Annotated in this window: 20 protein-coding genes, 1 tRNA gene, 1 pseudogene and 1 other annotated feature; of the genes and pseudogenes, 1 reads left to right on the forward strand and 21 read right to left on the reverse strand. The window is 59.1% G+C overall.

Annotated features, from left to right (window positions below; translation table 11 throughout):
* The 3 genes from tnpA to G463_RS0109130 form a co-directional block, all read right to left on the reverse strand.
* On the reverse strand, positions 1 to 248 hold a 248-nt coding region (tnpA, locus tag G463_RS0109120), incomplete at its 3' end, for an IS66 family insertion sequence element accessory protein TnpA (protein ID WP_026974975.1).
* Positions 249 to 756: 508 nt separating this feature from the next.
* Positions 757 to 1,152 carry a type II toxin-antitoxin system death-on-curing family toxin gene (locus G463_RS0109125; protein WP_035486535.1) on the reverse strand — a complete coding sequence of 132 codons (396 nt, stop codon included), beginning with the start codon at positions 1,150 to 1,152 and terminating at the stop codon, positions 757 to 759.
* On the reverse strand, positions 1,149 to 1,421 hold the full coding sequence (locus G463_RS0109130; protein WP_245575787.1) for an AbrB/MazE/SpoVT family DNA-binding domain-containing protein: 273 nt from the start codon (positions 1,419 to 1,421) through the stop codon (positions 1,149 to 1,151). The genes G463_RS0109125 and G463_RS0109130 overlap by 4 nt, the downstream gene beginning before the upstream one ends.
* 246 nt (positions 1,422 to 1,667) lie before the next feature.
* Between G463_RS0109130 and G463_RS22280 the strand changes: the two genes are divergently transcribed.
* Complete coding sequence (locus G463_RS22280) at positions 1,668 to 1,829, forward strand: hypothetical protein (protein ID WP_156900153.1); 162 nt, start codon at positions 1,668 to 1,670, stop codon at positions 1,827 to 1,829.
* On the opposite strand, the gene G463_RS0109140 is transcribed toward G463_RS22280, so the two are convergent.
* From G463_RS0109140 to dnaE, 18 genes and pseudogenes are all read right to left on the reverse strand, one after another.
* Positions 1,808 to 1,891: transfer RNA gene (locus G463_RS0109140), tRNA-Leu, on the reverse strand. The two genes, G463_RS22280 and G463_RS0109140, sit on opposite strands and share 22 nt — an antisense overlap.
* 97 nt (positions 1,892 to 1,988) lie before the next feature.
* Positions 1,989 to 2,639, reverse strand: a complete 651-nt coding sequence (locus tag G463_RS0109145) for a lytic transglycosylase domain-containing protein (RefSeq protein ID WP_051322134.1) — start codon at positions 2,637 to 2,639, stop codon at positions 1,989 to 1,991.
* A complete protein-coding gene (gene coaE, locus G463_RS0109150) occupies positions 2,600 to 3,211 on the reverse strand; it encodes a dephospho-CoA kinase (RefSeq protein WP_026974927.1) in 612 nt (203 codons plus the stop codon). The genes G463_RS0109145 and coaE overlap by 40 nt, the downstream gene beginning before the upstream one ends.
* Positions 3,208 to 4,089: a DNA-formamidopyrimidine glycosylase gene (gene mutM / locus G463_RS19640; RefSeq protein ID WP_035486537.1), complete on the reverse strand. Its 882-nt coding sequence runs from the start codon at positions 4,087 to 4,089 to the stop codon at positions 3,208 to 3,210. The genes coaE and mutM overlap by 4 nt, the downstream gene beginning before the upstream one ends.
* 81 nt (positions 4,090 to 4,170) lie before the next feature.
* Positions 4,171 to 6,813, reverse strand: coding sequence for a DNA polymerase I (gene polA, locus G463_RS19645; protein ID WP_035486540.1), 2,643 nt, complete (start codon positions 6,811 to 6,813; stop codon positions 4,171 to 4,173).
* A 155-nt stretch (positions 6,814 to 6,968) separates the two neighbouring features.
* On the reverse strand, positions 6,969 to 7,913 hold the full coding sequence (gene mdh / locus G463_RS0109170) for a malate dehydrogenase (protein ID WP_026974928.1): 945 nt from the start codon (positions 7,911 to 7,913) through the stop codon (positions 6,969 to 6,971).
* A 101-nt stretch (positions 7,914 to 8,014) separates the two neighbouring features.
* A complete protein-coding gene (gene icd, locus G463_RS0109175) occupies positions 8,015 to 9,310 on the reverse strand; it encodes an NADP-dependent isocitrate dehydrogenase (RefSeq protein ID WP_026974929.1) in 1,296 nt (431 codons plus the stop codon).
* A gap of 94 nt (positions 9,311 to 9,404) precedes the next feature.
* Positions 9,405 to 10,388: a tryptophan--tRNA ligase gene (trpS, locus tag G463_RS0109180; RefSeq protein ID WP_026974930.1), complete on the reverse strand. Its 984-nt coding sequence runs from the start codon at positions 10,386 to 10,388 to the stop codon at positions 9,405 to 9,407.
* 59 nt (positions 10,389 to 10,447) lie between these two features.
* Positions 10,448 to 10,712 (reverse strand) — a binding site (T-box leader).
* 176 nt (positions 10,713 to 10,888) lie between these two features.
* A complete protein-coding gene (locus tag G463_RS0109185) occupies positions 10,889 to 11,182 on the reverse strand; it encodes a hypothetical protein (protein WP_026974931.1) in 294 nt (97 codons plus the stop codon).
* Between the two features lie 117 nt (positions 11,183 to 11,299).
* A pseudogene (locus tag G463_RS23520) lies at positions 11,300 to 11,716 on the reverse strand (alpha/beta hydrolase family protein); the annotation flags it as partial.
* Between the two features lie 303 nt (positions 11,717 to 12,019).
* Positions 12,020 to 12,193: a hypothetical protein gene (locus G463_RS23525; RefSeq protein ID WP_245575789.1), complete on the reverse strand. Its 174-nt coding sequence runs from the start codon at positions 12,191 to 12,193 to the stop codon at positions 12,020 to 12,022.
* A gap of 72 nt (positions 12,194 to 12,265) precedes the next feature.
* Positions 12,266 to 14,020, reverse strand: a complete 1,755-nt coding sequence (gene pyk, locus G463_RS0109200; protein WP_026974933.1) for a pyruvate kinase — start codon at positions 14,018 to 14,020, stop codon at positions 12,266 to 12,268.
* 53 nt (positions 14,021 to 14,073) lie between these two features.
* On the reverse strand, positions 14,074 to 15,033 hold the full coding sequence (pfkA, locus tag G463_RS0109205; RefSeq protein WP_026974934.1) for a 6-phosphofructokinase: 960 nt from the start codon (positions 15,031 to 15,033) through the stop codon (positions 14,074 to 14,076).
* 122 nt (positions 15,034 to 15,155) lie between these two features.
* Positions 15,156 to 16,112 (reverse strand): acetyl-CoA carboxylase carboxyltransferase subunit alpha, encoded by a 957-nt coding sequence (locus G463_RS0109210; protein WP_026974935.1) that lies wholly within the window; start codon positions 16,110 to 16,112, stop codon positions 15,156 to 15,158.
* Positions 16,102 to 16,998: an acetyl-CoA carboxylase, carboxyltransferase subunit beta gene (gene accD / locus G463_RS0109215; RefSeq protein ID WP_026974936.1), complete on the reverse strand. Its 897-nt coding sequence runs from the start codon at positions 16,996 to 16,998 to the stop codon at positions 16,102 to 16,104. The genes G463_RS0109210 and accD overlap by 11 nt, the downstream gene beginning before the upstream one ends.
* 23 nt (positions 16,999 to 17,021) lie before the next feature.
* Entirely contained in the window at positions 17,022 to 17,234 is a 213-nt protein-coding gene (locus G463_RS0109220) for a hypothetical protein (protein WP_026974937.1), read from the reverse strand.
* An 84-nt stretch (positions 17,235 to 17,318) separates the two neighbouring features.
* Complete coding sequence (locus tag G463_RS0109225; protein ID WP_026974938.1) at positions 17,319 to 17,825, reverse strand: phosphatidylglycerophosphatase A family protein; 507 nt, start codon at positions 17,823 to 17,825, stop codon at positions 17,319 to 17,321.
* 151 nt (positions 17,826 to 17,976) lie between these two features.
* The gene (gene dnaE, locus G463_RS0109230; RefSeq protein WP_026974939.1) at positions 17,977 to 20,949 is read right to left on the reverse strand and encodes a DNA polymerase III subunit alpha; all 2,973 of its coding nucleotides are present in this window, start codon (positions 20,947 to 20,949) and stop codon (positions 17,977 to 17,979) included.
* Between the last annotated feature and the right edge of the window lie 2 nt (positions 20,950 to 20,951).

Raw genomic sequence — 20,951 nt, forward strand, 5'->3', positions numbered from 1 at the left:
CGTACAGACAGGGACGTGTGCGCATCCTTGTCGGCTTCCTGGACATGCACCGGGATAAAACGGGGTTGTGGCTCCGACGCCGACCGCTCCTGCGCTTCTGCCTTAAACTTGCCCACCCAATACCACAGCTGGTGCTCCTTGATCTGGTGGGCAGCACACCACGCCGCGCCAGTTTGTCCACTGGCACGGAAATCCGCCACGCGGGCACGCCAAAGCTCACGAAGCTCTGCCAACTCGGCCTTCGTCACGATGATCCCTCCATGATTGGATTCTGGGGGGATCATCTCGCAGAAGAGGGCCTGGCGCTAGGTGTGCGCTATTTGACGCTCACGTGTCTTGCAGTTACATGAAACAGCACGACTCATCAACTCCTGTCATCTGTTTATTCCCATTTTACCTTTTTTACAATTCACATACTGCTGCAATCATCTCCAGTTACGAATGCCTGAAACACGCTGATTCAACGTCGGCGGGTGGGTCAAATCCGGATCGGCGGAATGGGTCGAAACAAATCCGGCGTTGACACTCACCTCCGACAAAAGCATGATTTGACAAGCGCATTGCAGCTCGCGGTCCCCTTGAGGGGCTCCGCCCGAGGCGGAAAAACCGCCAACTCAAGAGGCCTCACACAAAGGTGAAAAACGCCGGTACCGGACCGAAGGGAGGATAGAGCGGCACGGCCCTACGCAGCCGGGGTAGATCTGGTGGTAGCCTTCGTCAGGCGGAGCAAATCCGAACGTGAGCGGAGTGTTCGTGTCAATACATCACTAAACTGTGGGCTTTAATGACTTGTACAATCTGCTCGAATGTGTACTTGTGGTTCACCATATCCACCACAAAATCTTCGGCCTGTTTTTGAGCCATCGTAAATTTGTATCCGTTGTAAGAGAGAAATTGCAGTAGTGCCAGAAAAGCTGTTCGTTTGTTGGCATTGTAGAAGATATGATTTAGTGCCAGTGACTCAAACAGTGCTGCGGCTTTCTCGAAAATCGTTGGGTACGCATCTTTACCAAACGCAGATTGTTGTGGTCGAAACGCCGCCGAATTGAGTAACTCCGGAGATCTCACACCAGACTGTTCACTCGGCGAAAACTCCTGTATCACGTACAGGTTGATGGCAATGATCTCTTCTTCGGTGAGATAGCGTATCATCTATCTTTCAAGCCTTCAATCGTTTTCCGATATCGCTGAACATTCGCCTCTAAAACCTCAAAAAAGCGCGGGTCAAGACCTTGCGGAACTTTTGGTAGCTTACGAAGCACAATTTCACCTTCATTCTCATGTACAATGATTTCCACATCATCACCGAGGTTTAAGTCAACTTTTTTTAGTGCCTCTTTCGTAAACGTCACACCCAGACTGTTCCCGATCTTCGTAATTTTCCTGTGTAAACGATCCACTTTCATCGCCCCTATCGCCACACGTCTCTCCTCCTATCTTTACGTTACTCAGTAACCGTTATACGTGTTATAACAAACATAACAGTTTAACAGTGATTCTGTAAATATTATTTTGCCCCTTCTGGACAGGCAGAGCCGATGCCAAAGCGCAACGAAATGAAACAAAGTCCACAACAACATTCGTAATCATTTGCATCAGGAACTCGGACGATTGTCCAGGCTAGTCGAATCACGGAATTAACGCATAGCATGATGATGCTGATATTGTTGGAAAGAAAAGCCCGGCTGTTTTCCAATAAAGAGGACAAGCAAAAAGACATCATTCAGGTGTTCGTTGAAAAAGTAACGGCCACTGACAACATCGATGACATTCGCATCAACATTGTAGTGACCGTTAGGTTTTTAACTGGTGTCGAGGACGGGACTTGAACCCGTACGGGAAACCCACACGCCCCTCAAACGTGCGCGTCTGCCAATTCCGCCACCCCGACATGATGGCTGACTGCCCGGCAGAGGACTTTCTATCGAGCAGTCAACGAATATGATTATACGAAGATCGACCCCATCTGTCAACCGCATAACCCCTGGTTATTTCGACCGATCCTTCCACTGCGCGTCCGCCCCGTAAATACGCTTGTACAAGTCATAGTTGTAGAACACCCTGTCTACGAAATGCCGCGTCTCTCCCACGGGAATCCGGCTGATGGAGACCAACTGCCCATCCCAGGTTCCCGACGCCAACCATTGTTTGACGCGTTTGGGCCCCGCATTGTACGCAGCCACAGCGGCAACCTGATTGCCGTGAAACTGTTCCGTCAAGTAGTGAATGTACCAAGAGCCCAAGCGGATGTTCAACTCAGGCTGCGCCAAATCCTGATTCTGACTGCCGCGTCCATATCCCAAATCGGTGCCGGACTGCTGCATTTGAACCGCAATCCACTGCGCCGTATCCGGCATCAGCTGCATCAGGCCAATGGCTCCAGCGTGAGAAACATCCTCCGACTTGTATTTGCTCTCCACATGAATAACGCTCGCGACCAGCAGCGGATCCACCGAAGCCGTGTGCGCCGCGCTCTGGATGATGGACTGATAGCTGATGGGGTACATCCAGCGCCAAAACGTGTTGGACGTGATGAGACAGATGACGCCGAGCAGCAGGATGAACGAAATCAGGGTGCGCCGATTGAAGACCAAAATCGTTAGACTTCGCCCGCCGTGCTGTTGCGGAGAGTCCGCCATATGTGCGCCACCTGCTCTCTCGTTTCTTCTAGAGTTCCCCGGTTATCCACCACATAATCCGCCAGTTTCCGTTTCTCATCAATGGGCATCTGCGCTCGTATGCGTGCTCGGGCTTCCTCCTCCGTGAGACCGTCCCGCTGCATCAGACGGGCCAACTGGAGGTTTTCGTCCACATACACCAAGATCGTTGTATCGACCAGCCGGCGGGTTTCTCCTTCGAACAGCAACGGAACGTCCCAGACCACAGGCATGTTCGGGTGTTCCCGCAGATACGCCTCCGTCTCCCGGCGCATGCCCTCGCGGACCCTCGGATGCGTGATGGCGCTCAACCGCTGCAACGCAGCTTCGTTGTGAAAAACCAGCGCTCCGAGGGCGCGGCGATTGAGCGTACCGTCCGGCAGAAGCATGTCCTTGCCGAACGTCTCCACAATCTCACGCAGGCCTTCCGTTCCCGGCTCCACCACGCGGCGCGCCCACACATCCGCGTCTACCACGTAGGCGCCGAGCCCGCGCAGCATGTTGGTGACTGTGCTCTTTCCACTGGCAATGCCGCCGGTCAATCCCACAATCACGGCACGGACACCTCACCTTTCCCCGCGCGCTCCCGGACCGCCTCGTGTCGACGGGACTTCGGCTGACACAGCGGACACACGTGGGTCCCACGTCCGGCGATGCGCAGTTTCACGATTTCCGATCCGCACGTCTGACAGGGCTGCCCCTGCCGCCCGTACACGTTCAACCGAATCTGAAATCCGCCATGCCTTCCGTATCCGTCCACGTACGTGCGAATGGAGCTTCCCCCTGCTTCTATCGCTTCCGTCAACACCTCACGAATGGCTTTGACCAATGTCTGTGCCTCCGCTCGCGTCAGCTGATGGGCAGGCCTTGCCGGGTGAATCCCCGCGCGAAACAGAGCCTCGTCGACGTAAATGTTGCCTAGACCGGCGAGCACAGCCTGGTCCAGCAGCACCGCCTTGATGGACGCTGTCCGCCGGTGCACGCGCCGATACAGTCCATCGTGATCCAGATCTTCGGAAAACGGTTCCGGTCCAAGGGCCAGCAGACCCTTGGGAAGCGGTTGACCGGGTTCTATCAAGTCCATCGTTCCAAACTGCCGGACGTCCCGATAGCGAAGTTCCGTATGGTCATCGAAGTGAAAGATCACGTGCGTGTGCGGCGCGACCGGTTCATCCGCCGCAACCCAGAGATACTGGCCTTCCATGCGCAAATGGGATACCAGTGTGTACGGCGGTACGGAAAACAACAGATATTTTCCCCGGCGCGACACCGATTGAATGGTGCATCCAGCCAATTCCGCCGCGAACCGGACGGTGTCGTCTGGCGTTCGGATAATCCGCGGCAGCCGAACATCCACCGATGCTATGGTTCGACCCACCACCATCGATTCCAGATTGCGGCGAACGTTCTCCACTTCCGGCAATTCAGGCACAACTCATCCTCCTGTAACGAATCCACGGGCGGACCTGAACCGGCGCATTACCATCGTCCACATCCGTCCACGGGCTCATATTCACTTGGCATCATACCAGGTGCCTCCCGCATGAATGTCCACCTGCAGCGGCACGCTCAGCGCCATTGCATTCTCCATGTTGTCGCGCACCAAATCGGCCAGGGACTCCCGCTCCGCTTCCGGGCACTCAAAAATCAACTCATCGTGCACCTGAAGGAGCATGCGAGCCTGGAGGTCGGAACGCCGCAGCGCTTGATCAATATGCACCATGGCCAATTTGATGATGTCGGCGGCAGAACCCTGAATCGGCGTGTTCATGGCCGTTCGTTCCGCGAAACTCCTCAGGTTGAAATTTCGGCTGTGGATATCCGGTAAGTACCGGCGCCGATTCAACAGCGTGGTGACGTATCCCTGTCTACGCGCGGTTTCCACCACTTCTTCCATGTATCGGGCCACGCCCGGAAACTTGGCGAAATAGTCGCTGATGAACTTCGCGGCCTCCGCTCGTGAGATGCCGAGATTCTGCGATAGGCCGTAGTCGCTGATGCCGTACACAATGCCAAAGTTGACCGCCTTGGCCTGACGGCGCATCAGCGGGGTCACTTCATCCAAAGGCACGCCGAACACCGTGGCGGCTGTGCTCGTATGAATGTCCTGGTTGTTGCGAAACGCGTCAATCAGCGCTTCATCCCCGGATAGATGAGCGAGAATGCGCAGTTCAATCTGCGAATAGTCCGCCGACAAGATCACCCAGTCGTCATAGGAAGGTTCGAACACGCGCCGCAGTTTCCGACCTTCCTCCATACGGATGGGGATGTTCTGCAGGTTGGGCTCCGTGCTCGACAACCTGCCGGTGGCGGTGAGCGCCTGATGGAAACGGGTGTGCACGCGCTCCGTGTCGGGACGAACCACTTTCAGCAGCCCTTCTACGTAGGTGGACTGCAGCTTGCCCAATTGCCGATACTCGAGAATCTTTTCCACAATCTCGTGGTAAGGAGCCAGTTTCTCAAGGACATCCGCGCTGGTCGAATAGCCCGTCTTCGTCTTTTTCAGCGCGGGCAGCGCCAACTTGTCAAACAGGATCTCGCCCAGCTGCTTTGGGGAGTTGATGTTGAATTCTGTCCCGGCCAGCGCGTAGATCTCTTGTGTCAATTGTTGGAGCTGCGCGGACAACTCCTGCCCATACGCTTTCAACTTGTCCGTGTTCACGCGAAATCCGAGCAATTCCATGCGCGCGAGGCAGTACTCAAGCGGAATTTCCACGCGATAACACAGGTCATCCTGCTCCTGCGCCGACAACGCGTTGCCGAGATGCGCTTTCAACTCCGGCAGACAAGTCGCGAATCGCGCCAGGGATTCGGCGTAGTCCGGATCGCCAATCCGTGGGATGGACATGTGCCGCTGCAATTCACGCTGCACAATGTCGGCCAACGAAGACTCGCCATCACTTGGATTGAGCAGGTAGCCCGCCACCATGACGTCGAACCACGTACCATCCTCCGGCAGTGTGATGCCGTGCCCGTCGAGAAGGACAATCAACTGCTTCAGGTCGAAAACGACCTTCTCCAAATCGGACGACCAGAGGTCGCGCAGGTGCGTGACTGTCAGTTCATCGCCCAGCACCACCACCGCAGCTTGCCCCTTGCAGCCAAGGGCAAATCCCAACAGGTTGGCAGTATGGTAATCCTCACTGTCGCAGATGGGCAAAACACCGATGGGATCTGCGGCCCGGCGAAGAAAGTCGGTCAAGGCGCCGGCGGTATTGATGCGCTGCACCGGCGTCCGTTCCTCCGGCGACGGCGGAGCGGCCTCTCCCCCTTCGTCCTGCGGCAAACGCTCCAGGAGAGACTTGAATCCCAATTTTTGAAACACCTTGCGAACCGGCTCAACGGGCAGTCCACGATACGTCAAGTCGTCGAGCGTCCAAACGATGGGCGCATTGCGTTCAATGGTCGCCAATCGTTTCGAGACGAGCGCCAAATCCCGATGCTCGGACAGCCGCTCACGCAGCTTGGCCCCCGAGACTTCGTCCACGTGTTGCAGGACTTCTTCGACCGTGGGATAGGCCTGCAGCAGCTTCACCGCCGTTTTTTCGCCAACACCGGGCACTCCGGGAATATTGTCCGATGTATCTCCCATCAGGCCCTTCAAATCGATGATTTGAGCGGGAGACAGCCCATACCGCTCGCGCACCGCCGCTTCGGTGTAGTAGTCCACCTCGGTAATCCCCTTGCGGGTCAGCGCCGCGTGCACGTGATCCGACACGAGTTGCAGGAGGTCTTTGTCCCCGGACACAATCAGGGTGGGGATGCCCGCTTCATCCGCGACCCTGGACAAGGTGCCGATGATGTCATCCGCCTCGAAATTCGCCAGTTCCAATGCAGGAATTCCGAACGCAGCCAGCACCTCTTTCACCAGCGGAAACTGCTCCGACAACTCTGGTGGCGTCTTCTGCCGCGTTCCCTTGTATTCTTCGAACACCTCGTGGCGAAACGTCCGTTTCCCCGCGTCAAAAGCGACGGCCACGTGGGTGGGTTTCTCGTCTTGCAACATGCGCAGCAGCATCTGCGTAAAGCCGAAAACGGCGTTGGTGTAATGCCCTTCCGCATTGGAGAGCGGAGGCAGTGCAAAGAACGCCCGATATGTGATGCTGTTGCCATCAATGAGCATCAACTTGACAGTCGACTGGTCTTGATTGGACATAGGGCACCCCATTCTGGGTGAAATTCAGCGGCACGCCGTGTGTCCGCCATACTGTCCCCATTGTAACACACCTGTGTCGTCGCCTTCCGTGACGGCTCAGACACAAAAAAGACGCTGCCTCCAGAGGAAGCAGCGCCCTATGATAAACCTTGGATTCAGTGATTCGATTTCACGACGTTGATCACATTGCGCACCGATTCCGCCGACTTGTCGAGCGCAGCCTTTTCCTCCGGCAGGAGATCGATTTCCACAATGCGTTCGATGCCGTTGCCCCCGAGGATGGTCGGAACGCCGAGGAACAAATCCTTGTAGCCAAACTCGCCTTCCAGCAGCGCAATGGCCGGCAGCAGGCGGCGCTTATCCTTCAAAATGGCTTCCGCCATCTGGGCCAGCGAAGCGCCCGGTGCATAGTACGCACTGCCGTTGCCGAGCAGGTTCACAATCTCGCCGCCGCCTTTGCGCGTCCGCTCCACGATGGCGTCGATGCGGTCTTTCGGCAGCAGCTTCTCAAGCGGAATACCGCCGACATAGGAGTACCGGATGAGCGGAACCATATCGTCGCCGTGAACGCCGAGCACGAAACCGGACACATCCTCCACGGAGACGCTCAGTTCTTCCGCGACAAAGGTGCGGAACCGCGCGGTATCGAGCACGCCGGCCTGCCCAATCACGCGGTTCTTCGGGAATCCGGACGCCTTGTACGCAACGTAGGTCATGGCGTCGACCGGATTGCTGAGGACAATCAGCACGGCGCTCGGCGAAAACTTGACCACCTGTTCCGTGACGGACTTCACAATCCCCGCGTTGGTATTCACCAGGTCATCGCGGCTCATCCCCGGCTTACGAGCCACGCCGGCAGTGATGATGACCAGATCCGAATTGGCGGTGTCCTCGTAACTGGACGTTCCAATTATATGGACGTCCGATCCGACCACCGGCATGGCCTCGAGCATATCCAGGGCCTTGCCCTTGGTCGGGTTCTCCAGCTGCGGGATGTCGAGCAGCACCACATCGCCCAGTTCCTTCAACGCCAGCATCAGTGCGGTGGTGGCACCGGTGAAGCCGGCGCCAATCACAGAAATCTTCTTCCGTTTAATCATTGTCTGTCCCTCCCCTTTCGCTGTTCAATCCATGGCGCGCGACCTGCCGGCGCGCCGCCTGGTCAGCGGCGGTACGGCAGGGGCGGTGTCCTTACCGCGACTCAGAAATTCTCAATGATGGCTGTACCAAACTCGGACGTCTTGATTTCCGTCGCACCGTCCATCAGACGAGCGAAGTCGTAGGTCACCGTCTTGTTGGCAATCGTCTTCTCCAACGCGCGCGTGATGAGGTCAGCCGCTTCCTGCCAGCCCATGTATTCAAACATCATGACGCCAGAGAGGATGACAGATCCAGGATTTACTTTGTCCAACCCGGCATATTTCGGCGCCGTCCCGTGCGTCGCTTCGAACACCGCATGGCCAGTCACATAGTTGATGTTGGCCCCAGGCGCAATCCCGATGCCTCCAACCTGCGCGGCGAGCGCATCAGATATGTAGTCCCCGTTCAGGTTCAGCGTCGCAATCACGTCATATTCTGCCGGGCGGGTCAAAATCTGCTGCAGGAACGCGTCGGCAATGACGTCTTTCACAATCAACTTGCCGTTCTGCTCCGCGTCCTTCTGGGCGGCGTCCGCAGCTGCCTGGCCCTGTTCGGCCTTAATCCTGTCGTACTGAGCCCAGGTGAACACTTTGTCCGCGTACTCGCGCTCTGCCACCTCGTAGCCCCAATTTTTGAACGCGCCCTCGGTGAACTTCATGATGTTCCCCTTGTGCACCAGCGTCACACTCTTGCGTCCGTGGCGAAGCGCGTACTCAATGGCAGCCCGAACGAGGCGTTCCGATCCCTCGCGCGACACGGGTTTGATGCCAATGCCAGAGGTCTCCGGGAACCGAATCTTCTTGACGCCCATTTCCCGCTGCAAGAACTCAATCACCTTGCGCACTTCCGGCGTGCCTTCCTGCCACTCGACTCCGGCGTAAATATCTTCCGAGTTCTCGCGGAAAATGACCATATCCACAAGTTCCGGATGCTTGACCGGAGACGGGACACCTTGGAAGTAGCGCACTGGACGCTGACATACGTAGAGGTCCAGTTCCTGGCGCAGTGCGACATTCAAGGAGCGAATTCCACCGCCCACCGGCGTGGTCAGCGGACCTTTGATACTGACGATGTACTCGGACAGCGCGGTGAGCGTGTCTTCCGGCAACCACTCACCAAATTGGTTGAATGCCTTTTCACCGGCGAACACTTCATACCAGGCGATTTTCCGGCGGCCGCCGTAGGCCTTTTCCACGGCCGCATCAAACACCCGCTGCGATGCCGCCCAAATATCCGGCCCCGTGCCATCTCCCTCAATGAAGGGGATAATCGGATTGTCCGGAACGTTCAACTTCCCATCGCGCAGCGTAATCGGTTCTCCGGCTGTCGGAGGCTGATACCGCTTGAACTGTACCATCCTGTCATCCTCCTCTGTCCCATCTGTCGACGCCTTGTCAAAACTTCAAAACACCACAAAAAATCATACCACACTTGCCCACATGGTGCGAGATTCAGCGCAGGAAACCCAACCGTTCCTTCACCTTCTGCAGCGTGACCTCCGCTTTGGCCGCCGCCTTTTCGGCGCCTTCCCGAAGAATGTTGCGCAGTTCGCTGCTTCCGACCAATTCGCGGTAACGCACCTGGATGGGTTCCAGCGCGGCAACCACCGCCTCCGCCAGGTCTTTCTTGAACGGCCCATAGCCCTGACCCTCGTAGCGCGCTTCCAGTTCTGCGATGGGCACACCGGCGCACAGGGAATATATCGTCAACAGATTGCTGATGGCCGCCTTGTTTTCTTTGTCGAACCGCACCTCACGCCCCGAGTCCGTGACGGCCCGGGAAATTTTCTTGCGAATCACGTCGGGATTATCCAGCATCGAGATGAACGCGCCCTGGCTCGCGTCGCTTTTGCTCATCTTCTTCGTGGGATCCTCCAGGCTCATGATGCGCCCGCCCACCTCCGGAATGTATACTTCCGGAATGACGAACGTTTCCCCGTATCGCTGGTTGAACCGTTCCGCAATATCCCGGGTCAACTCCAGATGCTGCTTCTGATCTTCTCCGACGGGCACGAGGTCCGCCTGGTACAACAGGATGTCCGCGGCCATCAGCGCCGGATAGGTGAACAGCCCGGCGGTGACCACATCCCGCTGCGAGGCCTTGTCCTTGAACTGCGTCATGCGGCCCAGTTCGCCGTAGTGCACCACGCACTGCAGAATCCACCCCAGTTCCGCATGCGCGGGTACATGCGACTGAACGAACAGGGTGGAGCGCGTCGGATCGATGCCTGCCGCTAGGTAGAGCGCGGCCAGGTTCAGGGTGTTCTGCCGAAGTTCCGCCGGATCTTGCGGCACGGTGATGGCGTGCAGATCCACCACGCAAAACACGCAGTCCGCCTCATCCTGCAAGGCGACGAAATGTTTCATCGCGCCGAGATAGTTGCCGAGCGTCAGGGTTCCACTCGGCTGAATTCCAGAGAGTACACGTTTTGCCATTGTCCATGACCTCCTCGTTCATGCCCAACCATGTGCAATAAAAAAACGCCTCATCCCGTAACTGGGACGGACGTTGTCCGCGGTGCCACCCAGCTTCGCATCCGTCGGTGGATGCGCGCCTCTCCGCCGTTCGGTGAGAACCGAACGCAAGCCCGATAACGGAGGCAACCCGAGTCCCCCTACACACGCGGACAGCGCTTGCTGTCGCACGGTTCAAGGCACCGGCTCAGAGGTCCATTCCGCACGGTGACCATGCCGGATTCCACCCGCCCGGCTCTCTGGGATGGCAGTGCCATGCGTACTTTTCCTCATCGCTGCCTTTGCCTGTCAACGGATGCCATCGCGACATCCCTTCAAGGGTTCAGTATAGCCCTTGGATGGCGTCTGCGCAATGCGGTACAGCTCAGTGAACGGATCTCTCACCAGGCCCCGCTGCCAGCGACCACCGCCAGCAGCCCCGAGGCGCACCTCGGGGCTGCTGGTGCCGAAGGTACTGCGATTCAGCGCAGCACGCGAGCCAGCTGCAGCATGGTTTTGATGGCCACCAGCACCGCCGCTGCGTAGTACCAGATGAGTACCAGGAAATGGGACGGGTCGAGCGTTGACAACAGCGACAACAGGATGAGCGGAAACACGTCGTACAATACCGGCTGCGTGAACGCGTTGGACAGCTGGGTGAGATCGGCAGAACCGCGCAGCGACGTGTACACCTGCACCAGGATGTTGAGGCCAATCAACGCCAGAACGACGAGCATGGTGATGTGCATGGCCATGTTTCCAGCAATGATGCCCATGAGAAAACCTCCTTGTGCTTGTCTCTATCTGCAGGATGAGTACACTGCAGACTATGACAAGTCACAGCAGGGCGTCGCGGCACTTGTCCAAGAACTCGACGGCTCGGCGGTACGCCTCCACTGCCCCATTGCCGGTTTCAGTGGTCTGGAACTGACTCAAGAAACGTGAACAGGTTCGACGGTCCGAAGATATCCACGCACGCTCGCCAGTACTCCGGATGGCGGCCGTGCAGCAGCAGCGTCATGTACCCGCCGTAGCTGCCGCCGACGAGGAACAAGTTTGGAACGATCCGCCTTCCCCTGCCGAATCAGCCACTCCACGCCTTCCATGATGTCGAGGCGCGGTCCGTGCCCCCAGTCACGCTCCACCTGCTTGACGAACGTGGCGCCATAGCCGGTGCTGCCGCGGAAGTTTGGCGCGAAGAGGTTGTAACCGCGGCTCAACAGGTATTGGAAAAACGGTCGAAACGCCCGTCGCTCCGCAGCCTGTGGTCCTCCGTGCGGCCACACGACGGTGTACCCGTGGGCGACGTCCGGCGGGTAACTGGCCCCGCCCGCGCCCTCGTACAACCGGATCTCCGTGTCGGTGGTGATGTCGTAGACGTATCCGTTCAGGAACTGGTGGTTCTCCTTGTCGGACGCGTAATACACCCGGTTTCCGTCCTCCGACAACCCGGCGTAGAAGTGGCACCGCCCTGGCGCCTTGCACAGGTCCGCCGGGGCGCCGCCGTCGGGAGGAAGCAGATACAGCTGGACGTTTTCGTCGCCATCGTGATCAAAGCCGACCAGGATGTAGCGTCCGGCCGGATCGAACGCGAGACACGCCGGCGGTTGGTTCTAGTAGCTGAGCGGATACGGATACGTGTTGGGCAAGTCCATGCCCCACACGTTGTACTTCCCGTTCAGGTTCGTTGAAAATGCCAGGCGACGCTCGTCTTGACTGACCGCGAAGGTGGTGATGGCGTACGTTCGGAAAAATTCTTCAATGTCCGGCCTCTGAAATGGTCGCAAGGGGAACCCTCCCAGTCGTAAAAAAAGTGGTTGTCGACCAGTCCCGACAACCACTTCATTCCACAATGCGCTTTACAATACCTGCGCGCGGCCGCGGTAGACCAGACCGCGCTGCGGATCGACCGTAATCAACGCTCCGTCCGCAATGGCTCGGCTCGCTCCCTCGGCCCCGACAATCACCGGTTTGCCCATGGTTACGCCGACAACCGCGGCGTGCGAGGTGAGGCCCCCTTCCTCGGTGATGACAGCGGCAGCGCGTTCCATGGCGGGCACCAGATCTTTGTCGGTCGCGTACGTGACGAGGATGTCGCCCGGCTGCACGCGCTGCAGGAGGTCAGCGTTCTGATTGGACACGACGGCCTTGCCGCTGACCGCCTGCTGACCGATGCCGGTGCCCTGGACCAGCACCTCTCCGATGGTGTGAACCTTGATGAGATTGGTGGTACCGCGTTGGCCCACCGGCACCCCGGCAATAATCAACACCATTTCCCCGTGTTTCGCGTAGCCGGCGTCCAAGGCGCCCTGCACGGCCACTTCCAATACCTCGTCCGTGGTCGCCGATTCCGGTACAACGACCGGATACACGCCCCACACGACCGCCAATCGGCGCGCGACTTCCGGTTTGGGTGTGGCCGCCACGATGAACGTGTGCGGACGATGCTTGGACACCATGCGCGCGGTATGGCCGGACGTGGTGGCGGTGACAATGGTTCCGACGCCCAGCTCGGCGGCCATGCTCTGAACCGCGTGGCCGATGACGTCGGTCACGGTCCGCTCCACATGCGTGACGTGGCGGTTGGACACCTCGTGGTTGGACAGAGCGCGCTCGGCGCGCACCGCAATCTGTGCCATGGTCTGGACCGACTCGAGCGGATACCGTCCCGCCGCCGTTTCGCCGCTGAGCATGATGGCGTCGGTGCCGTCAAAAATGGCGTTGGCGACGTCGCTTGCTTCAGCCCGGGTCGGCCGGGGATTCCGCTGCATGGAGTCGAGCATCTGCGTGGCCGTGATGACCGGTTTGCCCGCCCGGTTGCACAGGCTGATCATCCGCTTCTGCGCCAGGGGGACTTCCTCCGTCGGAATTTCCACTCCCAAATCGCCGCGCGCTACCATGATGCCGTCCGCCACCTCGATGATTTCCTCGAGGCGTTCCATGCCTTCCTGCGTTTCAATCTTGGCGATGATGTCCGCTTCATAGTTGTATTCTTCGAGGATCTTCCGAACCTCGAAAATGTCCGCGGCCTTGCGCACGAACGATGCCGCGAACAGGTCGACGCCCTGTTGGATGCCGAACCGAATGTCGGCCTTGTCTTTCTCCGTGACCCCCGGGATGCGCAGAGTAACGCCGGGTACGTTGATGCCCTTTCGGTCCTTGAGGAGACCACCGTTGGTCACTCTGCAGATGATGTCGTGCCCCTCAACCCGTTCCACCACCAGGCCTATCAGGCCATCGTCGATGCGGATGGGCGCGCCCGGATACACGTCTTCAACCAGGCCTTCGTACGAGATGGACACGCGTTCCGCCGTGCCGTACTCCACGGGGTCAATGGTCAGGGTGATTTGGGCGCCTTCCACCAGTTCCACCTGACCGCCCTCAATTTTCCCGGTGCGAATTTTCGGACCCTTGATGTCCAGCATGATGGCCACGTGCTTGCCGACTTCGGCCGCCGCTTCGCGAATGCGGCGAATCCGCGTTTCGTGTTCCTCATAGGTGCCGTGGGAAAAATTCAACCGCGCGACGTCCATGCCGGCCTGAATCAGTGCTCTCAGCATTTCCGGAGACTCACTGGCTGGTCCGATGGTACAAACGATTTTTGTCCTACGCATACATAAATCCCCTTTGAATCATTCGTTTCACCCGGTGGTCACGCCGCCAGGTGTCAAATTGACAATATATCCGCCAGGTCGTAGAGTGACATGTCCGGCTGTCTTGGCGTGGTGAAGACCGTCTCAAAATCCACCGCCACCAGCGCGTCATTCTGCGTAGCGGCCATCTTTCCGCTGAGACCGTCCCGCAGCAGTTGGACCGCGTACGCGCCGAGTCTGCTCGCCAACACCCTGTCCCTCGCCGTCGGCGCACCGCCACGCTGGATGTGGCCGAGAACAGTGACGCGCACGTCAAATCCGGTGTGCTCCTGCAGGTACTTGCCAATCTCCATCCCGTGTCCGGCCCCTTCCGCAACCAGGATGATGGAATGCTTCTTGCCCCGAGCGACACCCCGCTCCAACTTCTGAATCACGTCGTCCAGGCGATAGGGCGCTTCCGGAATCAAAATTGACTCCGCCCCTCCGGCCAGTCCCACATGCAGTGCGATATCGCCCGCGTTCCGCCCCATCACCTCGACCACGTAGGTGCGTTCGTGGGAAGTGGCCGTGTCGCGAATTTTATCAATGGCTTCGATTGCAGTATTCACCGCGGTGTCGAATCCTATCGTCGCGTCGCAACACGGAATGTCGTTGTCGATGGTGCCGGGGATGCCGATGGTGGCAATCCCGCGCTCCGCCAGCACGGCCGCGCCGTGAAACGATCCGTCGCCGCCGATGACCACCAGTCCATCTATCCCGTGCTCACGAAGGACTTCGTAGCCCTTTTGCTGCCCTTCCGGCGTCTTGAACGCCTCGCACCGAGCCGTGTAGAGGATGGTGCCTCCCCGTTGAATGACGTCCGCGACAGACCCCAGCGTCATGGGCTGCAGTTCCCCGTTGAGCAGCCCGCTGAAACCCCTGCGGATTCCGACGACCTCCATGTTGTGATAGATAGCAGTCCGCACGACGGCGCGCACCGCCGCGTTCATCCCCGGTGCGTCTCCACCGCTCGTCATCACTGCAATCTTTTTCACGCCGCTTCCCCCCAGCCAAATCTCTCACGTGGCCCAAGTTTCGCCATCATCAATCCTGTCCCTCAGGGACAAAAAAAGTCCCGCAACTCACAAATGCAGTGCCCACCCGCGGGTGGGCACTCCTACCGTTCTGTGTAGATCCCCATATCCCTGTACTTATGGTACCGCGCCTCCACCAGTTCAGCAATAGGGATCTGCATAAGTTCTGTTAAGCTTTCCAACACTTTCTCCTTGACGGTTTCCACCATCGCCTGCGGATTGTGCTGCGCACCGCCGTACGGTTCCTCCAGCAGTTCGTCGGCAATCCCCAGTTCCACCAGGTCCCTCGCGGTGATGCGCATGCTCTCCGCCGCGCGCGGTCCCTGGGAACTGTCCTTCCACAGGATGGCGGCCGCCGACTCCGGCGCGATGACGGAGTACCAGGCGTATTGCAGGACGTAGATGCGGTCGGTGACACCAATGCCGAGCGCGCCGCCACTGCCGCCTTCGCCAATCACAAACGACAGAGTTGGCACTTTCAAGCCCGCCATCACCCGAAGGTTCATCGCAATGGCCTCGCTGATCCCGCGCTCCTCCGCGGTCATCCCCGGATACGCGCCCTTGGTATCGATGAAGAACACCACGGGCCGCCCAAATTTCTCCGCCTGCTGCATCAAGCGCAGGGCTTTCCGATAGCCCTCGGGATTGGCCATGCCGAAATTGCGGTAGATGTTGTCCTTCGTATCCTTGCCTTTCTGATGCCCGATGATGGTCACCGGTTTGTCGCCAATCAAGCCGATGCCCCCGATGATGGCCGGATCGTCCCGAAAGTTCCGATCTCCGTGAAGCTCGACAAACTCCGTGCAAATGCCCCGAATGAAGTCGAGCGTCGTGGGCCGTCCCGGCTGCCGCGCCAACTGCACCTGCTGCCAGGGCGTTAGTTGAGAGTACACGGACTCCGTCAGTTCGGCCAGCCGATCCTCCAGCTTTTGCAGCTCCCCGGACAAATCCAGGCCGCTGCTGGCCATGAAGCGCCGCAGCTCGTCAATCTTTTGCTTCAGTTCCACAATCGGGCGTTCAAAATCCAGTTCATTGGCCATCGGTCCACCCCCTCGCCGCGTGCACGCGCAGAACTGTGGCCAGTGTGCTTCGCAACTCCTTGCGCGGAACCACCATATCAATCATTCCGTGTTTTAACATAAACTCCGCGGTCTGAAAGTCGTCGGGAAGCTTTTGGCGAATCGTCTGCTCAATCACGCGGCGCCCGGCAAATCCGAACAGAGCCCCCGGCTCAGCGATGATGACGTCGCCGAGACTGGCGAAGCTCGCGCTCACGCCGCCGGTGGTTGGATGGGTGATGACGGAGATGAACAGCACCCCCGCATGGTGCATCTTTTCCAACACCGCACTGGTTTTGGCCATCTGCATCAGGGAAAGGATGCCTTCCTGCATGCGCGCTCCGCCGGACGCCGTGAACAACACCAGCGGCGTCCGGTGTTCGAGCGCCCACTCCATGGCCCGCGCCAGTTTTTCACCGACTGCGGAGCCCATGCTCCCCATGATGAAACGGCTGTCCATGACGCCCACCACAACCGGCATCCCCTCAATTTTTCCGGAGCCGGTGACCGCGCCTTCGCGAAGCCCGGTTTTCTCCTGCGCCAGGCGAATTTTCTCCAGGTAGCCCGGGAACCCCAGCGGGTTCTCCGAGGAGACGGTGGCATCGAACTCCTCGAATGTCCCCTCATCCAAGGTCAGCTCAATCCGCGTGGGCGCGTCCACCGGAAAGTGGTACCCGCAGTTGGGACAGGTGTATATGTTCTTCTGCAGCTCCCGCGCAATCAGAATGGTACCGCAGGCGCTGCACTTGTTCACCAGTCCCTCCGGAATGGTGTCCTTGACGGTCTCCGCCGCTTCCGGCTGCGGACGCTGCGGTTGCTGACCGATGGTTGCGTAATGTCGTTTTTTGTAAAACAAGTCCCTTAACACCTTGTCACCTCATCGTCCACGCGTCAACCTTGACCATGTTGGTCAAAGGACGAGTGGAGCACCTCGTTCAACACTTCCTGGACCTCGTCCAATTCCGCCTCGGGCACCAGGATCTCATGCTGCTGCTTGGCCACATTGGTTTGACGAACTTTGACCAGGAACCCTTCTTCCACCAACCTGTCGCGAATTTGTTCCGCTTGTTTGGCCGACTGGGCGATATAGATCACGGTCCACATGGTCTTCTCTCCCTGTGACACATTGGTCTTCCGTGTCGCTTCTGAAATCATATCACAGTGTCCACATCGCGCCAAACAGATCCGCTAGACGTCGGTTTCGTCCACATCCGCATCCGCCGCGTACGATTTGACACCATGCTGATGGGCCAGTCGCGCGGCGGCTGAGGCCGCCACGCCCGCCACCAAATCGTCGAGAAACACGTGAATTTGCGTCTGGTGATTGTTCAATTTTCCGAGGACGCCGAGTTTGATTTTGTCCAGGTAGCCGAAATTGGTCAGTCCAATCGATCCGTACACGTTGGTGATGGCCAGCGCCAAGATTTCGTCCACGCCGTACAGCGGCTCATCCTGTTCCATGATGGACTGCAGCGGTTCCGGCAGCGCCTTTTGTTCCGCCAACATATCGAGCGCCACACCGGTGTAAATGGCGTGCTGCACCTCCCGCTTGCGCAGTACGTGCTCCACATTCTCCACACAATCTTCAAGGCGCAATTGATCATAGTAGGGGCGCTGCAGTTCGTACACAATCTCCGCGATATCGCGGACGGTCACGCCCCGCGATGCCAACCACTGAATCACTGTCGAAGCCATGCCCATCCGATCCGCCGCCGCTGCGGCGACCGGCCACCTCCCCCGCCAGGTGTCCTCTTGCATACACCGTTTGTCCTTTTCAAACTACGGAACCAAGCTTCGAAATATGCGTGGCCGCGCGGCATCCGGTTGCACCGCCGCACCCGCGAATTCACGACGGCGCGGGTGCGCGCCCCGCCTTCACGTTGCCGAGACCCACCAATTCCTCCAGCGCCGCGATGAGCTCCGGTGTCAGCGTCACGTGCCATCGCGGCTGCAGAATGCGCAATTTGCGAGTGTCTGTATCAAACAACGCCACCGGCATATCCCCGGGATGCTGCTGCAGAATTTCTCGGATCCGGCCGAGACCGGCGCGGCCGAGCGCCGCCGTGTGGCGGATGAACAGCATCTGCGCCGCGGATTCGTGCGGGCTGCCGAAATCCAGCGCCAAACCGACATTTTTCCCGAGATCTGCGGTTTGATAGGCCTCCTCCAGAATGTCCCGAGCCGCATCCGGGCCCGTTCCCTGCGGCAGCAGATCCGCAAACGCCCCCGCCAGAAGCAGGCTCTCCACCGCCTTGCGGTTGCAGGCCCTGCTGTTGACGCGGCGCAGGAAATCGGCGAGCGAGGTGAACGCGCCGTCCGCGCGCGCCGCAATGATGGCTTCCACCGCACCGCGTCCGACGTTGCGAACGCTGAGCAAACCGGATTCAATGACGTCGTCGGCGACTGCGGTGAACGTCGCCTGGCTGGTCTGAACGTTCGGCGGTGTCACCCGAATCCCGTGTTGCTTGGCAATGCGCATGTACTCCCGCGTCTTCACCGCATCTCCCATGGCCAGCGTCAGCAGGGACGCCAGAAAATCCGGTGTGTGATGGGCCCGCAGATACGCCGTCCGATAGGCCAGCACAGCGTACGCGGCCGCGTGGGAACGGTTAAATCCGTAGTCCGCGAAGCGCACAATCAGGTCGTACACGTGGTTGGCCACCTCGTGGTCGTAGCCTTTGCGCAGGCACCCTTCCACAAAGCGGGATCGCTCCGCGTCCAACACATCCCGCTTCTTTTTGCCAACCGCACGCCGCAGCAGATCCGCCTGTCCCAACGAGAAGCCGGCCATGCGCGACGCAATCTGCATGATTTGCTCTTGGTACACAATCACCCCGTACGTGTCGCGCAAAATCGGCTCCAGATCCGCATGCGGATACGTCACCGGAACGCGTCCATGCTTCGCCGCGATGAATGTTGGAATATTCTCCATGGGGCCCGGGCGATACAGGGCATTGACCGCCACCAGGTCGTCCAGGCGGCTGGGCCGCAAGTCTCTCAGCACCCGTCGCATGCCGCCGGATTCCATTTGAAAGCAGCCCTCCGTTTCCCCGCGCGACAGCATTTGAAACGTTTTTGGATCGTCCTCCGGCACGCGCCGCCAGTCAATGCTTCGGCCGGTCCGCCGCCGCACACTGTCCACACAGGCGTCTATCAAGGTCAGTGTGCGCAGGCCGAGAAAATCCATCTTCATCAACCCGAGCGCTTCTACATCGTCCATGGCGTACTGCGTCACCGGCGTCCCTTCCGCCCCCGGCTGGAGCGGCACCAAATCGGTCAGAGGTTCTGGCGCAATCACCACGCCCGCCGCATGCACCGACGTGTGTCGCGGAAACCCCTCAATGCCCCGAGCCGTCTGCCACACCTGGCGCGCCTGCGGTGAAGTTCTCAAGAATTCTGCAATCGTCGGCGCTTCCGCGTACGCCTGTTCGAGCGTCATCCCCGGATGCGACGGAATAGCGCGCGCCAACTGATCCACCACCCTGGCGTCTACCTTCAGCACCCGACCGGCGTCCCGGATGGCGGCACGCGCCGCCAACGTTCCGAAGGTGCCAATCTGCGCCACTTTGTCCGCGCCGTAGCGCTGAACCACATATTGAATCACTTCATTGCGCCGTTCAAACTCAAAATCCGTGTCAATATCCGGCCAGGACACGCGCTCCGGATTCAAAAACCGCTCGAACAGCAGATTGTGCCGAAGCGGATCGACATCGGTGATACGCAGGGCGTAGGCGACCAAACTGCCTGCGGCGGACCCACGGCCGGGTCCTGTGGAAATGCCCTGCTTATGGGCGTGGCGGATAAAGTCGGCGACCACCAGAAAGTAATCGCTGTAGCCGAGCCGCGAGATCACGGACAGCTCGTAGTCGAGTCGCTCGCGGACCTCCGGCGTCAAGCCGCCGTATCGTTTTTCCGCGCCGACTTCCGCGGCCCGCCGCAACACCGCGTCCGCAGACTCGCCCGCCGGCGTGGGATAACGCGGTAGCCGCAATTGCCCAAGCGGCAACTCCACGCGGCACATGTCGGCCACCACCCGCGTGTTCTCGACGGCCTCGGGCAGATGCGTGAACCGCCGCACCATCTCTTCGGGAGCGGCGAAATCATAGCGTTCGCCCTGCAGCAGGCGCGGGTTGGGATGCCCGTCTAGCTGTGCCAACACGCGCTGAATCGGTGCATCATCCGCCGTCAGATAATGGACGTCATTGGTGGCCACCATCGGAATTCCCGTGGATCTGGCGAAGCGAACCAAAGCGGGCAGGCCGCGCCGCTCCTCGGGAATGGCGTGGTCCTGGATGTCGACGTACACGTCGCCGCGAGGCATGGCGTCGAGCCACAGGTTCAGCCAATGTTCCGCGGCGTCCGCGTTGCCCGCAGCGAAGCGGCGGAGAATTTCCGATTCTCCGCCGCCGATGAGCGCAATGACATCCTCGCGATGAGACTGGAGTTCGGAGAATGTCACGAAGGGTTGACGCGTTCGCGATTGCGCCAAACTGACCAAACGGACCAGAGACTGATATCCGCGAAACGTTTTGGCCAGCAGCACCGCTTCATCGGCGCTAGGACTACCCACTCTCCCCTGTTCCAACGCCTCGGCATGCTCGTCCATCGCAACGGTGAGTTGGACGCCGAGAATCGGACGAATGCCGGCCGCCAGCGCCTGACGGTAGAAGGACACACTGCCGTACATGGCGTTGGTGTCCGTCACGGCCACCGCGTCCATCCCCATTTCCCGGCAGGCCTTCAACAATTCGGCCAACCGCACCGCGCCCTCCCGAAGAGAGTATTCGCTGTGCACATGCAAATGGACAAACGACGACACCC

Origin of the sequence: Alicyclobacillus contaminans DSM 17975, assembly GCF_000429525.1 — a bacterium.
GTDB lineage: Bacteria > Bacillota > Bacilli > Alicyclobacillales > Alicyclobacillaceae > Alicyclobacillus_A > Alicyclobacillus_A contaminans.